Consider the following 14,190-nt stretch of genomic DNA (forward strand, 5'->3'; position numbering starts at 1 on the left):
CTCTTTTCATTTTCGTTCATGAATATCTATCTCAGTTCATAGTCAGCTAAAATACCGTCATGGTTATAGTGCAGTACAATGTTTTTTGAGCGTTGAATTTTGGATAGTTCCTCCTTTGGAATCAAAAATCCTTCAGCAAGAATGGAATGGCTTACGTTCACCACAGTCGTTTTTTCCGTGTTTCGGTATCGCAACCAGTTATAGCTTGCCCATAACAACAATGAGGCACAACAGATCATCACCATCAAGGCGAGCCAAAAGAAATTGTGGATCTGTACGCTCATCTGTTCTGCAAAAATATAGTTTTTAATCAGCTTACCTTGGTATAGCCATAAAAAAATCGCCAATAGAGGTAAAAATAGCAGTGTCCAGAGTGCCCAACCGACCGCATGCAGCAAATAATGTGCGCCTTTGTTTTTTACATACTGATGTTGGTCAATATATTCAGGAATATCCAGCTGTGAGATATCCTCAATGATATTCAAATGTTGTTTGTTCATTCTGACTCACCTTTAAAACCGCGATCCGGGCTGATCCATCTCGCTCTTTTGTTACGGGTAAATAAAGCTTTGGGAACAGCTACCACGGTTGTAGCTGCACCGAGCATCCAAAAAAACAGGGGATACCAAATCACCCAAAAATAATTTCTAAGGAAACGGTTTCCGTCGTATCGTCTGTCAATGAATAAACTCACAAAAAATTGAATCAGACAGGTGATGGCTAAAATGACGCCGTACCACTGTGGAAATAAGGATTTAATCTGCCATTCTGCGGATAGCGGAACAAACAACCCAAGGAAAAACAGGATAATGATCAGCAAAATGACATAGGCCCAGACCATGCTGATGATCGCTTCAAGCGCGACAGGCCACATTTTGAGTGCTGAAATCTTAAAGAGTTTGGGAAAATAGGTTTTAATGACTTCAACCCCACCTTGAGCCCAGCGCAATCTTTGTTTCCATAGCCCTTTAAACGTTTCAGGCATATAGATGTAGCACAGCGCATTGGGAACATAGTGAATATCCCATTCAGCGAGCTGAAGTTTCCATGAGATATCAATATCTTCAGTAATCTTATCTTCTGACCATAGGCCCACTTGCATCAGTGCAGTTTTTCTAAAGCCAGCAATCACACCTGAGACTGTAAAAATACGTCCATACGTCCGTTGGGCACGTTTAATTAAACCAATAATGGAGGAAAACTCACCCACCTGTAATTTACCTAAAATACTGGAGCGATTTAAAATCCGAGGGTTTCCAGTCACAGCGCCGACCTGATTAAATGCTGTAAGTTGATGCATCATCCAAATCGCAGCATGGGGATGCAGCAAGGCATCTCCATCAATACAAATCAAATATTCATATTGGCTGACCATCATGCCTGAACGTAAGGCAAAAGCTTTACCTTGATTTTCTGCCAGATGTACAACCCGTAAACCGGGATGTTCAAGCGCCATTTCATCCAATATTTTTGCGGTATCGTCTGAACTGCCATCATTGACGGCGATGACTTCAAATTTTGGATATTGTGTTTGTAGTGCAAACCGTAGGGTTTCTCGAACTTGAGCTTGTTCATTAAAACAAGGAATGATAATGCTGCATCCTTGTTCTGAAATCTCGGGTAATTGGTTTTGCTTATATTCGCGTTTAAAGTAGAACCATAAACCACCTACCATCCATGTCCATGCCATCAGCAAGGGATATATAAAGGCAAACAGGAAAAGAGTTTCCATTAAGGTCATGGCTGTTCTCCATTTACGTGCTGCTGGAGAAATGGATTACGATAACTGATTGGACTGTCATTTAAGCTGAGTGGGGTAAATAGTTGTTCATGTACCGCTTTTGCATTATCAAAGCGGTAATTGCTTAAAACCAATTTTTGGATTCCATGTCTTTGTAAATTTAAATAGTGTTGCTGCAAACGTTGTAACTGCTTTGGAGATGACTGGTCGTGATTAACTAAAGTCACCATCATCCTGGCTTTTTGTGAGGCAGTTAAATGATCTACCTGTTGTATAAATTTTTGATAGCTATTGAAATTGTCTAGACTGTCAATTTCAATATTCAATAAGGATACGTAAGGCAGATAGGTGTTAACCATTTGCTCTAAGCCCTGATCTGCTAAATCAGAGAGTGAGAGTTGTAGCGTTAAATGAAAGGGATTACTCTGATTGAGATAAGGCGCGATCGCTGTTTTTAGCTGTTGGGTTAATCCTAAAATTTGAGCTTCTTTTTTCAGACACGCTGAGTTCACCACAGTGCTATAACGACAAGCGAGTTGTTGATCTGTTTTTAAAATAATGCCATCCAGATTGGGATTATTCTGGATCAGATCTTTGCTTAAATCGATAACTCGATGTGCTTGCTTTGGGTCGCGGGGAGTCGGCATTTGTGCATAAACCCGATGAAAAATTCGTGTTCGTGTCTGCCAATGGGTCCGGCTTAAAATATCTTGAGCCAGTTTTAGATGCGTTGTTGGAAAGTAGCTTTGAGCATAGGCAGCATTATTTTGATCAGTGAATGCATTAACGATTAAAGTATTGGTTTTTAAGGCACTTAAATTATTTAATAAACTACCTAACTGCTGATTAAACTGTGTACTGTCTTGTGAGAATTGGCCCAGATCAAATTGCACAGCTCGAATAGGTTCATACGCTTGTCGCTGACCGTATTCCATAAAACCTGTGAGTTGTTCACGTAAATTTTCAGCTGTTGGATTATTTGAAACAATACCGCGTTGAAAGGTTGCATCGCTGGTATTATTTAATTTTTCTGTTCCCAAGCTAAAAGATAGAGGAAAACCTGCTTGATTGGCAATTTGAGTGACTTGTTGATTAACCGCACCATAGGGCCAAATGATTGCAAGTGAATCTATTCCTAATTTTTGCTGCAAGATTTGTTTGGATTTCACCAGATCGTTATAAATCCGCTGCTTATATTCTGACTCGGTTTCATAGCGCTGTTGGGTTACATCGTATCGTCGAGTTAAGGCGGCAGGCTTTTCATTTTTCTGTATGTTGGCCAATACGCCTTTATGCAAATCATGGCTATGGCTGGCAAATTCAACTAAACCTGACTTTTGCATGTCTTGTAATTGTTTCCAGCTCATCAAATTATTTTGACCATAGGCTTCATAGGCCGCTTGCGTATTACCTTCGGTCCAACTGATCACCAAGGCAAAGACCACAGGGATTTGATATTGTTTTACGAGTGGATAGACGTGGCTGTAGCTACTTAAGGCGCCATCATCAAAACTAATTAAAACTGCATTTTTCGGTAATGGAACACCATGTTCCCGAGATGCCATAATTTGTTTGAGGCTAATTGGAGTCCATTCAGAACGTTTCAGCCATTCAAAAAACTGCACTAAGTTTTGGGTATTAATGGCATAGACATCTCGGTCGCCATTCTTCAAAACATCATCACGTACATCATGAAAGGTCAAACTGACAAAATGATGAGCGTCGAATTTAGCAGGTTCCGCTGCAACAAGATGAACTGGAAGGAGAACTGCACAAGCGGAGAGTATTTTAAAAATATTCAAAAAATTCATTAGAATCGCCCTCCAAAACCGAATAGGGCATAGCTTTGTTTTTCATTGATGCCATCATAGGGATGTAGTCTCCAACCAATGCCATATTGCAATGCCCAAATCCGTGACAATTGCCATTCATGTCGATATTGCACGTCAAAAGTCGGTTTGGAAGCGTAATCCTGTTGCTGGAACAACCCTGCATCAATAGAAAAATTTTGATTGAAGTGACGCTCATAACTTCGCCAAGTTAACCAGTCATGACTTAAGTTGATCGCAAGGCTATAACTTTGTTTGGGACTGAAATAAGCAACGTTATCTAAACGATTTTTTCCTAGAAATGTAGAAAAGCCTGCTTGTGTAGTGTGATGAGCAGTTTGGAAAATACGTTGCTTATAATTTGCAAAAAAATCTTGGCGTTTGTTGCCATCACTGATCTTGGTATAGCTGTAGCCTACATCGGCTTGCCGAGATTCATGTTGTTGCCATCGAATTGCAGCGCCATAAGATTCGCCATTTTCTCCTTGTGCAATGGCTTGTAAAGGGATATTGGCTTGGGTGTTGATGGATAATGCATATTGCCAATAGTCATTCAGTTGATGTGACCAATCTGCTCTTAAGCCTTGACGCTGACCTTCTGTATTTTGAGAGGCAACCAGTGCCAAATTTTTACCTTTGTCTTGCCATTGCAGACCTAAACCAAAGCGTTGTTCTTGTAAATCACCATCGGCGTATTTTCCCCAAGTATCTTGATGTTCAAGCAAGATGCGATAATTGTCTGCGAGCCAAGGTGAATATAAAGTAGTGTTAGATTCACGATCACGGGTTCCTTTAAGTGATTGGAGTAATTGGTTTTGTTCAGAGCGGCTATGTGAAAAGCGACTTTCATGGCTCATACTGGCGTGATTACGATCATTTAATTCTTTATGACTTTTTATAATGCTGCTATCGCTTGGGTAGTCTTTAATAAGGGCTTGCGTTTGCTGCTGCCAAGCTTGAATATCCCCAAGTGCTTGATGGTTTTGCATGGCATTGATCCGTGTGTACTTGGATTGCGGTTGTAAACCATTTAAAAGTTCAATTGTGTGTTGAGCTTGACGAGGTTTTTCGCGCCAACGTTGGATTTTGGCCAAATCATTTAAAAATTGCGCATTATTCGGAGCTTTGGCTACGGTGTTATTTAGATATTGTTCTGATAAATCCAAGCGGTTGCGATAAGCCATATTTAAAGCCAGCAAAGACAGATATTCATTTCGATCTGCATGTACACTTTTATCGACACCTTTCGCTTCACTGTATTCATATGTGGGAATCAGTTCATCAATGACGTGAATCAAGGTATTTGCATCTTTATATTTTTCTTGTTCGATTAATGCATAATAAAGTGATGTATACAGACTGATATCGGGATAGTTTTTCTCCGTGAGCAGGCTGCGGTAGATCCTTTCGGCTTCAGCAGGTTGTTGATTTGCAAGGTATGTATTTGCAATCGCATGGCGTGTATAGGCTGGCATCTGTTCAATTGGAGCTAATCCGACTTGCTTTAAGATATACAAAAGCTGTTGTGTTTTACCTCGATAATTTAAGGCATAGAGATAGTCATAATAGAAGCGATTAAACATTGCTTGATCAGCTGGAATCTGCTGGGCGATTTGTTCTGCCTGTTCCAAGACTTGGTCGAGTTGTGCAAAGCTTGTGCTGTCATTTTCAGCGCGTGAGGATAAATATTTTTGTTGTTTGATGGCCTCATTCACATTTTGTGAAAATCTTCCAATTCTATTTAGCCAAATAAAATTCTGGTGGCTATTAGATAGGTGGTGCTTTTCAGAAAAAGCAGTTGCCATTTCATAGCTACCCAGTGCCACCAAAATATTCAAATACTCATATTGAATGGCTTCATTGTTGGGTTGTTGGGTATAGGCCAACTGAATGACTTGTAATGCATAAGTGTATTGTTGCAATAACCGATAAACATAAGCGGCTAAGGCCAACTGTTCAGCATTCATTTGCGTTGTATCAAGATTCTTTAATTGCTTTGCTGCTTCAGTCGGTTGTTTATTTTCAGCCAATAATGCCGCTTTGAGAATGGTGACTTGAACTTTATTATGTAATTGATAAATTTCAAATTTATCTAATAGCGCCAATGCCGCAGCAAACTGCTTCTGATCTCGTAAAAGTTTAACTGTTACAAGTTGAGCATATTCTGGGAAGAGCTTTGGCTGAATTCGTTGGGTTAAATCAATCAGAGTGGCTTGTGGCAGAGCTTGAATGCTTGAGGCTGATAGTAAATAGTCAGCTAAGATGAGCTGTTGATCTGGGTATTGCTGTAATAAGGATTCAAGTGTTGTTAATCCTTGGACTGTTTGTCCATTTTTAATTTGAGAAACTGCTTTTTCTCTTAAAAAATCAGAGGGATGTGCATGTGAAATATTAGACATAAAAAGAAACAACAGGCTAGCTGGAAAGAGTGATTGAAGATTTTGCATAAAGTGTTAAAGCGTGTGTTAATTATCTTTTTTATTTTAATATGTGATTTAAATCACATATTGTTTTGCTTGTGTACAGCTATTCTGATTGGTTTTTATTTAAATAAATATATATTAATCAGTTTGTTATTGACTGGTTTGGTTTTTACATCCAAATTGCTAGATGTTTTTTTGTTTTTTCTGTTCATGCGTTTGTGTATTTTATGTTTTGTATTTTGGTTATTTAGGCTGAACAAGCAATATGAATAATAGATTGAAAAAGATAAGTTTAAGAATAATATAGTTAAGTTTTAATAAATATATTTTTAAGCAAAATCATGTGATTGTATGTCTTATTTGGTTCGTACATATCTGTTTTAGATGAAGCATTCAGGATAAGAAAAACTTAAATATAAATTAATTTTATCTTTGTATTATAATTACAAAAAATAAACCCATTCTTTTTTTAATTTGACGTTATTGAATACTTTAAATAATTGTATTTTATATTTATTTAAGTTTTTTTATAAATTTTATTTTCAAAAAGTTAGCTGCTTTGATGAGCTTTATTGAAGACTTTTCTCAATAGTTGTTTTTGTATATGGTTGAATTTATACAATAAATATTATTTTTGCTAAAGAGGTCAGTAAATGGTTTTTTGAAAAAATGCTAACTTTTGTGTATTAAATGCTAATTATTTTATGAGCAAAGGCGTTATTTTAATTTTTATATTATATAACCAAGGCGTAGATGTGGTATATAAAAAAATTACAGTATCCGACTATCGGAAGATAAATAGAGAAAGTGAAGTTAAAGTAAATAAAAAATATCTGAAAAATGATTTATTTTTTTTACTGGTGATGTGCTTGTGGAATTCAAATATTGGTTATATTTTTTTGTTTTTATACTTTGTAAATTATATTTTTGATAAAATGAGTGGTTATTATTTTTTGGTGGGTTTTTCTCTTTTATTTAGCTTTGGTTTAATCATTTCTATTTTCTTTTTAATGTTTGTTGTCGAACTATTTTTTTCATCGAAATAATTTTTTTAAATTTTAGTTTTAAAATAAATTTGATTTCAATATGGATCGATGTAAAAAACGCTATACTTTATATTTTGCACCAATTTAATGCATTTGTTTGTCATGTTTAGTACATTGAAAAAATAATCAAAAATTGATTTGAGAATAGCTACTATTCATTACGATGAAATAATTTAGATGTTAAAAATAAAATTTTAAGAATTATAAAACCTTACTTTTATATAATTTGGCTTTTGAATTTTCAATAAAAATTGCTTTTAACTCTCTCTTTCGTGGAAGTGCTTTCACAATCTTAAAACTTTCCTTGAAATGATAAGTTTTTTTATAGAAATGATAATTTTTTTATTGAATTTTAAAGTAGATTCTGAGCATTATCTGTGACTAATATCACAAAAAATGGATTTTTTGCCGCATTAGTATGAAAAATGGAAAACTGGATTATCGTTAACTTTTAAGACTGATTAAATAATGTGCTTATGTAACTGGTTTTTTGATTCCTTTTCTGAGGTGGGCTTTTGGATATGATATGAGTGGGTAGCAATGGTTTTGAGTAATCCTAATCAAGTTAAATTAGTATCAAGTTCGATGCTCAATTTACTGAATTATTTTTGTGTAGAAAATAACCTTAAAAATGCAAAATATTTGAATGATTATAAAACCAGTGAGCTCATTCCAATGGGGGAGTGGATTGAATTGCTGGAGGATATTAATCAAAAAAAGCCTAAACCAACACTTGGGCTAGAAATATCAAAATATGTACAGCCTAAGCATTTAGGTATTTTAGGATACATTGCATCATCATGTGAAAATATATTAGAGGTATTAAACGTTTTTATAAAATATCAAAGACTTTTTTGTGAGGCTAAACCTGCAAAGATGTCAATTTCTGATCAATTTATTGTCATTCGTTGGGGGGCAGATCCTTATCTAAAAAATAACCATCTGATAGATGAATTATTAATGGGAGTTTTTTATACTTTTTTAGATCAGTTAGTACACCCGAATAGAATAGAAGTTCAAAAAATTAGTTTTAGTGCAGAGAAAACAAAATTTTTTTATAATTACGAAAATTTCTTTGGCTGTCCTGTCGAGTTTGAAAGTGAAGATGTTGAAATATATATTTCAATGACAAGTCTGGACTTGGCTGTTTCAAATGCTGACCCCGTATTAAATGATATTTTAATCAAGCAAGCAAATCTACTGCTAGCAAAACGTCCCAAGCTTGACCTTTTTGATGAATTAATACAGAAAACAATTATTCAAGCTGTGAGTAAGGGAAATATCAGCGTGGAAGAGGTTGCAAATAAATTGGGCTTACCAGCTCGGATATTTCAACTGAAATTAAAGCAGCAAGGTTATACCTTCAAAGAAAGATTGAATCAGGTTCGTAGAGATTTAGCTTTTGATTATCTTGCCGATCTCAATTTAAGCATTCTGGACATTTCCATGTTATTGGCCTACCAAGAGCAAACGTCCTTTATCCGGGCATTTAAAACATGGACAGGGATGAGCCCATTACAATATCGGAAGAAAAAAATCTTAAATCATCGTTCGTGATTCTGGCATATTCCTCCTGCAATGTTGTTGTGCAGGGGGGACAACTTTAGGCCATCTAGCCAATGCTTGTACCAATCATCACTTATAGGCTATATATCAAGATCATCATAAGTGGGACATGGATCGAATTTTAAAAATATTCAATCTCGACTTCAATGATTGAAACAAAAACAATTGCAGTACAATACGGAAGAGAGCGCTTTAGATGTCTAAAAAATTCTATCCATCCATTTACATTTATCTAAATGTAAATGATAATTAATATTATTTGTGTCGTTTTGCTTAATTGAATGCGTTATGTTACCTCAATCTGCCTAGATAGCAGTTGATTCATCGTCGCTATCTAAAGGGCGACGTCATGCTGCTGTCAGACCCCAGTCAATTATGTTTGTAGTCTGAATGATTTGGCGTATGCTGCAACGCTTTATTGAATCTTGTTTTTTATTATTTTTTATATAGTTAGAACATCGATTATTTTAGCACCTGATTTAGGTTGCTGATGCTTTTGATCTTCTGGTGAAGTTTATGTCCCAATCTCCCTCTCAAACAAAGGTGATTAAGCCTCTGGTACTGGCTATTGCTTTATCTATGTATGCTTTGACCATGCCTGTTTATGCAGATAATACCAAGGTTGTTTTGGCAAACACCATCACAAAAGTACCAACTGTACAAGCAGCATTGTCTAAGGCCAATGTTCAGAATCAAATTTATCAAATGACCCCCATTATTGTGCAGGCGGATAAGGAAGATACCATCCAGTTTGGCCAGAGTGTCCTAAATCAAAAAGCGATTGACCGTTATCAAGCCAACAATGTTGCACAATTGCTGGACCACATGCCGAGTGTGGGTTCTGCCGGTTCTCCACGACCAGGTGGGCAAACCATTAATATCTTAGGTATGGGAGGTGTTGAGGATGTTCCGATTACCTTAGATGATTCGGTCAAAAGTTTTGATAAATATCGACAAGGTTCAGTTTTTATTGAACCCGAACTGTTAAAAAAAATTACAGTCGATAAAGGTCCACATAATGTTGAAGTTGGAAATGGTGGTTTTGGAGGAAAAGTCACATTAGAAACCAAAGATGCCACTGATTTATTGGTTGATGACAAAAATATTGGGGCTTTTTTAAAATATTCACGTTTTTCGAATAATTCACAAAATACCTATACAGGTGCTGTATATGGAAAGAGTGAAAATGGTGTCGTTGATGGGATGTTCTACTATACCAATCGAGATAGTGGCGATGTTCAACGCCCTGATGGCAGCAAGTTTTTGTATTCTGCGCAGCAGCAGGATACTTATTTGGCCAAACTTAATTTTCATCCGACAGACAGCCAAAAAATCAGTTTGAATGCAATGCAGAGTGGGCATAAAGGTTGGGAACCTTTTGCAGCAATGCGGGATCAAGATGCAGTTCCAACTGAAGCAGATATTAAAAAATATGGATATGAGGAGGCATGGAAACGTCGGTTGGTCTATCGCGACCAAAGCGATAGCAGCTATTCGGTTGGATATGAATTAAACCCTGAATCAAACCCTTATGTAAATTTAAAGGCAACAGCATCGTATTCAAAGACCGATCAACATGATCAAAGATTACCGAGCGTGACTGGATCTGCGGCAACACTGGGCAATGAAAGCTGGGTGACCTATACCAATACAGCATTTAAACTCAGTAATATCAGTGATATTACAACAGACTACGGCACGCATAAATTAAAGGTCGGGGCACAATACCAAAAGATGGAGCAAAACTCGCTCATTTACGATAAGAACAATGCCAAAAAACCAGACTATAACTTTGGTTATTATGAGCCAAACTATATGCCTTCAGGCAAACAGCAAATGCTGAGTGCATTTGTAGAAGATCAATATCAGATCAATAACTTCACCATTACCCCATCGCTCCGCTATGATCATATTACCAATACAGGTCATCCGAACCGAGCATCACGTTATAATGATCCAAGCACAGGGCATGATTATTCCAGTAAGACCTATACCGGCTGGTCGCCACGTTTGGCTTTGGCTTGGAAACAGGCAGATTATCTCACTTGGTTTGCCAATATCAGTAAAACATGGCGTGCACCCCGTGTCGACGAGCAATATTATGTGCAATCCGCAATAACTTCGGTGCCATCAACCAGTCGCTATTTATTGCCCGAAAAAATGCTGGCGATCCGCCTCGGCAATGAAATGAATTTTGATGATGTTTTTGCAGAGCGAGATCATTTGCAAGTTCGTTTGACCTATCATCATAATCGGGGTGGTGATGAAATTTTCCGCAATCGATCAACCTTCTGTAAGGCACAAGCGGAAAATAATGCCAATGGTGGAAATGGCAGCATTAATGACTGTAATGGAAACTATAAGCATGGCTTTTACCGTAATGTCACTGATTATACGATCAAAGCCTATGAAGCTGAAATTTTCTATAATCAGCCGACTTGGTTCACAGGATTAACCTATTCTTATATCCGAGGCCAACGAGATAATTCACCTGTAAATCCATGGTTTGAACAAAAAACATGGATGACAGATATCCCGCCGAAAAAGGCAACGGCGACTTTGGGGGTGAATGTGCCTGAACATCATTTAACGATGGGCTGGCGAGGGATCTTTGTGGCTAAACAAGATCGAAGCCTTTCAGATAATGATAAGTCGATTGCTGCTTCCTCTTTTTCTTTACCCAAGACCAAAGGATATTCCTTACATGGTGTTTATGCGGATTGGCAACCGATTGGGGAAAAAGGACCAACTTTGAATTTTTCAATCGACAATCTGTTTAATCGAGATTACAGAATGTATTTAGGGGAATATATGACCGGTACAGGTCGCGATTATAAGCTCAGTATTTCACAGCGATTCTAGTCGTCTGGATGTGCTGCATTGAAATTAAATGATAAGTACAGATGCAATCATACTGCTGAACATCTGTACTTTGATTTAAGAAAAGATAATCGTGTCTCATATAATTAAAACTTAAATTTTCACCAAATGATAATTTTTTAAGGCTTTGCTGTTAATTTTTTAATGAATACTTTTTATACAATAAGGATGAGCTTTTTGCAGAGCATTGATAATGAAAAAATGGATTTGCTTGACCTGTGGAAAGTACAAAAAGATTGCTCCAGAGCATTTGAAAACAGGGCAAATTGTTTGCTTTTATCAGTTTAAAATTGATGCAGAAGAAATTCAGAGAATAATAAAAAAAGGGATTATCTTAAAACGGAAAAATAAAATCCTAACTATATTGGATGAAGGTGAACTCTTTTATTTACTTGATAGAGATGTCTATCCGATCGATGCACCTGTAGACTTTATTTATAATATGTTTGGTAAGTGTTGCTGTTCTCAATAAAATAACGTGATATTCAAGTAAAATATTTATGTCCGTTAGATAAAATAAATTAAACAGTGGATCATTTAATTGGTTAAGGCCGGGTTGAGATTGTGCCGTAATTGCGGAATTGAAAAATCTAAGAAAAGCTTGGTTGCCAATAGAATATTTTGTCGTGTTGGTATAAGCGCATTCACTAAAGAAGCTTGAGGTGACCAGGCTGAATCAGTTTCAAAGACATTTACAAATTGGCCAGACTTCAATTCATTGATACATAAATACCAGGGGAGAACCGCAACCCCCATGCTGTGTTGTACAGCCGATTTAAGTACCGACATATTGCCACAGCTGATATAAGGTTCAAGTAGGACTGTATTTAAGTTATTATTTTGATTGGTAAATATTTGGGGGATCAGGTTTTTTTGCACACCTAATCCAATGAAGTTTAACTGTTTGAGCTGATCTGGATATTCAATTTTTTCTTTATTCTTCATGTAATCTTGACTGGCAACCAGTACCATTGGTAAATCACAGACTGGACGAATAATTAAACTGGAGTCATTGAGCAGTTTGGATGAAATTCTAAAAACCAGATCGACTTGTGCGCTGATCAAATCAATATTGTGATCTGATGTGTTGATGATCACACGCAATTGCGGATATTGATGTAAGAACAAATTAAGAATAGGCAGCAATGCTTCTTGTGCAAATGTTGAGGAGCACCCAATTCTTAATATTCCTTTTGGGTCTCCTGCAAGATCTGTTGCAACGGCAAAAGCATTTTGTGCGGCTTGCTTGAGAGCTTTTGCATGAATATAGACTTCTTCCCCAGCAGGTGTCAGAACAACATTTCGTGTATTGCGATGTAATAAACGGACGCCGATTCTATTTTCCAGTTCTGCAATATGTCGACTGAGTTTAGAGCGTTGCAGACCCAAATTACGTGCTGCAGCTGAAAAACCTGCGTGTTCGACCACCTCTGCAAATAATAACAGATCATCAAGTTTTTGCATGGCGGCCCAACCCTTTATTGTTGCTAGTTTTAGGACAGTATATTGCGGATTTTGTGGGTTTTGTCAGGGGGCTGAACTTGGTAGATTGGTCTTCGTGAATTCTATGCAAGGTTTATCGATGAGCACATTTAAAAATCAAAGAATTAGGGCATCTCTGAGCAATAATTTTTTTGTAGCATTATTGCTGTCGCTACCTTTTAGCTCAGTTTTTGCGAAAGATAATGGGGTTCCTGTAGATCAATCGATCTATCAGAATCGTACAATTTTAACCGATTTTACCGCTGCATCTTGTCCTGATAATCCAAGAAGTTTAACGCAGGTAAAAGGTAATCTTTATCGGCATACTACAGGTGCTGGTCTGGCAGTACATAGCGGTTTAGTCTTGATTACCAAAGAAGGGGCATTGGTAATTGATCCCGCAATGACATGTACGTCGACATGGCTAAAAGATGAAATTAAGACACGCTTTAATGTGCCTGTTAAATATGTCGTTTATACGCACGCACATGCGGACCATATCAGTGGTGGACAGATATTTAAAGCAGATGGTGCAACTATTGTTGCCAATCAACGTAGTCTTGAGCCGATTGTGGGAGAAAAGTTAGCTACAGCATTACCCGATCGCGTTTTTGATCAGGATATGCAAATTAGCTTAGGGGGCGAGGAGGTACTTTTACATTATGTTGCACCGAGCCATTCAGACAGTATGGTGATGGTACTTTTCCCTAAATACAAAGCGCTGCAATGTACTGATGTATGTGAAAGTAAAAGCATGCCATACAATGATTTTTTAGATTTTTATTACACGGGTTGGATTGATACCTTGAATTGGGTAATCAAGCAAGATGTCGATTTTATCGACGTTGGACATTACAGCCCTGCAACGCGAGAAGATCAGATTGCATTGCGCGATTATATTGTCGACTTGCATCAACAAGTCCTTGATTTGGTTCGGGCAGGCCAGTCTTGGGATCAACTCTATCGTAATGTCAAATTTAGTCCGAATGTTCAGAACTGGATTGGATTCAGTACGATGAAAATGCCAAATATTCAGGGAATGTACCGTTGGGTATCGAATCATCGTAGAGGGAATTGGTAATTGATAGATGATTGATAAAAATAAAGAGAGTTATGTAGGGTCATAATTTTAAAGCAATATGAATGTAGTGAACATGGTGATTTCTCATGGATTTGTTAGGGCGAATCTATGCGTCGCACCATGTATGAATACAGGGTTAGGC

General features: G+C 37.1%; 10 protein-coding genes. 5 read left to right on the plus strand and 5 right to left on the minus strand.

The window, feature by feature from the left end; all coding sequences use genetic code 11:
- Nucleotides 1–26 precede the first annotated feature (26 nt).
- Genes pgaD through pgaA form a run of 4 tightly spaced genes read right to left on the minus strand, consistent with a single transcriptional unit; the run spans nt 27 to nt 6,017 of the window.
- Nucleotides 27–500, minus strand: a complete 474-nt coding sequence (pgaD, locus tag F993_RS16050) for a poly-beta-1,6-N-acetyl-D-glucosamine biosynthesis protein PgaD (protein WP_004652755.1) — start codon at nt 498–500, stop codon at nt 27–29.
- Nucleotides 497–1,741, minus strand: coding sequence for a poly-beta-1,6-N-acetyl-D-glucosamine synthase (gene pgaC, locus F993_RS16045; protein ID WP_004652756.1), 1,245 nt, complete (start codon nt 1,739–1,741; stop codon nt 497–499). The genes pgaD and pgaC overlap by 4 nt, the downstream gene beginning before the upstream one ends.
- Entirely contained in the window at nt 1,738–3,552 is a 1,815-nt protein-coding gene (gene pgaB, locus F993_RS16040) for a poly-beta-1,6-N-acetyl-D-glucosamine N-deacetylase PgaB (RefSeq protein ID WP_004652757.1), read from the minus strand. Before pgaB ends, pgaC begins: the two co-directional genes overlap by 4 nt.
- Nucleotides 3,552–6,017 carry a poly-beta-1,6 N-acetyl-D-glucosamine export porin PgaA gene (pgaA, locus tag F993_RS16035; protein ID WP_004652758.1) on the minus strand — a complete coding sequence of 822 codons (2,466 nt, stop codon included), beginning with the start codon at nt 6,015–6,017 and terminating at the stop codon, nt 3,552–3,554. Before pgaA ends, pgaB begins: the two co-directional genes overlap by 1 nt.
- Nucleotides 6,018–6,697: 680 nt before the next feature.
- Here pgaA and F993_RS16030 point away from each other — a divergent pair.
- From F993_RS16030 to F993_RS16015, 4 genes are all read left to right on the plus strand, one after another.
- Complete coding sequence (locus F993_RS16030; RefSeq protein ID WP_004652759.1) at nt 6,698–7,039, plus strand: hypothetical protein; 342 nt, start codon at nt 6,698–6,700, stop codon at nt 7,037–7,039.
- 540 nt (nt 7,040–7,579) lie between these two features.
- Nucleotides 7,580–8,596 (plus strand): AraC family transcriptional regulator, encoded by a 1,017-nt coding sequence (locus tag F993_RS16025; RefSeq protein WP_004652760.1) that lies wholly within the window; start codon nt 7,580–7,582, stop codon nt 8,594–8,596.
- 525 nt (nt 8,597–9,121) lie between these two features.
- Nucleotides 9,122–11,467, plus strand: a complete 2,346-nt coding sequence (locus F993_RS16020) for a TonB-dependent hemoglobin/transferrin/lactoferrin family receptor (RefSeq protein WP_004652761.1) — start codon at nt 9,122–9,124, stop codon at nt 11,465–11,467.
- A 211-nt stretch (nt 11,468–11,678) separates the two neighbouring features.
- A complete protein-coding gene (locus tag F993_RS16015) occupies nt 11,679–11,957 on the plus strand; it encodes a VOC family protein (RefSeq protein WP_004652762.1) in 279 nt (92 codons plus the stop codon).
- Nucleotides 11,958–12,022: 65 nt separating this feature from the next.
- Here the strand turns inward: F993_RS16015 and F993_RS16010 are convergent, their stop codons facing one another.
- On the minus strand, nt 12,023–12,949 hold the full coding sequence (locus F993_RS16010) for a LysR family transcriptional regulator (protein ID WP_004652763.1): 927 nt from the start codon (nt 12,947–12,949) through the stop codon (nt 12,023–12,025).
- Nucleotides 12,950–13,067: 118 nt separating this feature from the next.
- Here F993_RS16010 and F993_RS16005 point away from each other — a divergent pair, with 118 nt between their 5' ends.
- Nucleotides 13,068–14,048 (plus strand): MBL fold metallo-hydrolase, encoded by a 981-nt coding sequence (locus F993_RS16005; RefSeq protein WP_004652764.1) that lies wholly within the window; start codon nt 13,068–13,070, stop codon nt 14,046–14,048.
- Nucleotides 14,049–14,190: the final 142 nt, after the last annotated feature.

It is taken from the genome of Acinetobacter proteolyticus, from assembly GCF_000367945.1.
In the GTDB taxonomy this organism is placed as follows: Bacteria; Pseudomonadota; Gammaproteobacteria; order Pseudomonadales; family Moraxellaceae; genus Acinetobacter; species Acinetobacter proteolyticus.

What these genes read in the sequence shown, in the direction of transcription:
- F993_RS16015 (WP_004652762.1), top strand. Translation starts at nt 11,679, where the DNA reads ATGAAAAAATGGATTTGCTTGACCTGTGGAAAGTACAAAAAGATTGCT.
- F993_RS16010 (WP_004652763.1), bottom strand. Translation starts at nt 12,949, where the DNA reads ATGCAAAAACTTGATGATCTGTTATTATTTGCAGAGGTGGTCGAACAC.
- pgaB (WP_004652757.1), bottom strand. Translation starts at nt 3,552, where the DNA reads ATGAATTTTTTGAATATTTTTAAAATACTCTCCGCTTGTGCAGTTCTC.
- F993_RS16005 (WP_004652764.1), top strand. Translation starts at nt 13,068, where the DNA reads ATGAGCACATTTAAAAATCAAAGAATTAGGGCATCTCTGAGCAATAAT.
- F993_RS16025 (WP_004652760.1), top strand. Translation starts at nt 7,580, where the DNA reads ATGGTTTTGAGTAATCCTAATCAAGTTAAATTAGTATCAAGTTCGATG.
- F993_RS16030 (WP_004652759.1), top strand. Translation starts at nt 6,698, where the DNA reads ATGAGCAAAGGCGTTATTTTAATTTTTATATTATATAACCAAGGCGTA.
- pgaC (WP_004652756.1), bottom strand. Translation starts at nt 1,741, where the DNA reads ATGACCTTAATGGAAACTCTTTTCCTGTTTGCCTTTATATATCCCTTG.
- pgaD (WP_004652755.1), bottom strand. Translation starts at nt 500, where the DNA reads ATGAACAAACAACATTTGAATATCATTGAGGATATCTCACAGCTGGAT.
- pgaA (WP_004652758.1), bottom strand. Translation starts at nt 6,017, where the DNA reads ATGCAAAATCTTCAATCACTCTTTCCAGCTAGCCTGTTGTTTCTTTTT.
- F993_RS16020 (WP_004652761.1), top strand. Translation starts at nt 9,122, where the DNA reads ATGTCCCAATCTCCCTCTCAAACAAAGGTGATTAAGCCTCTGGTACTG.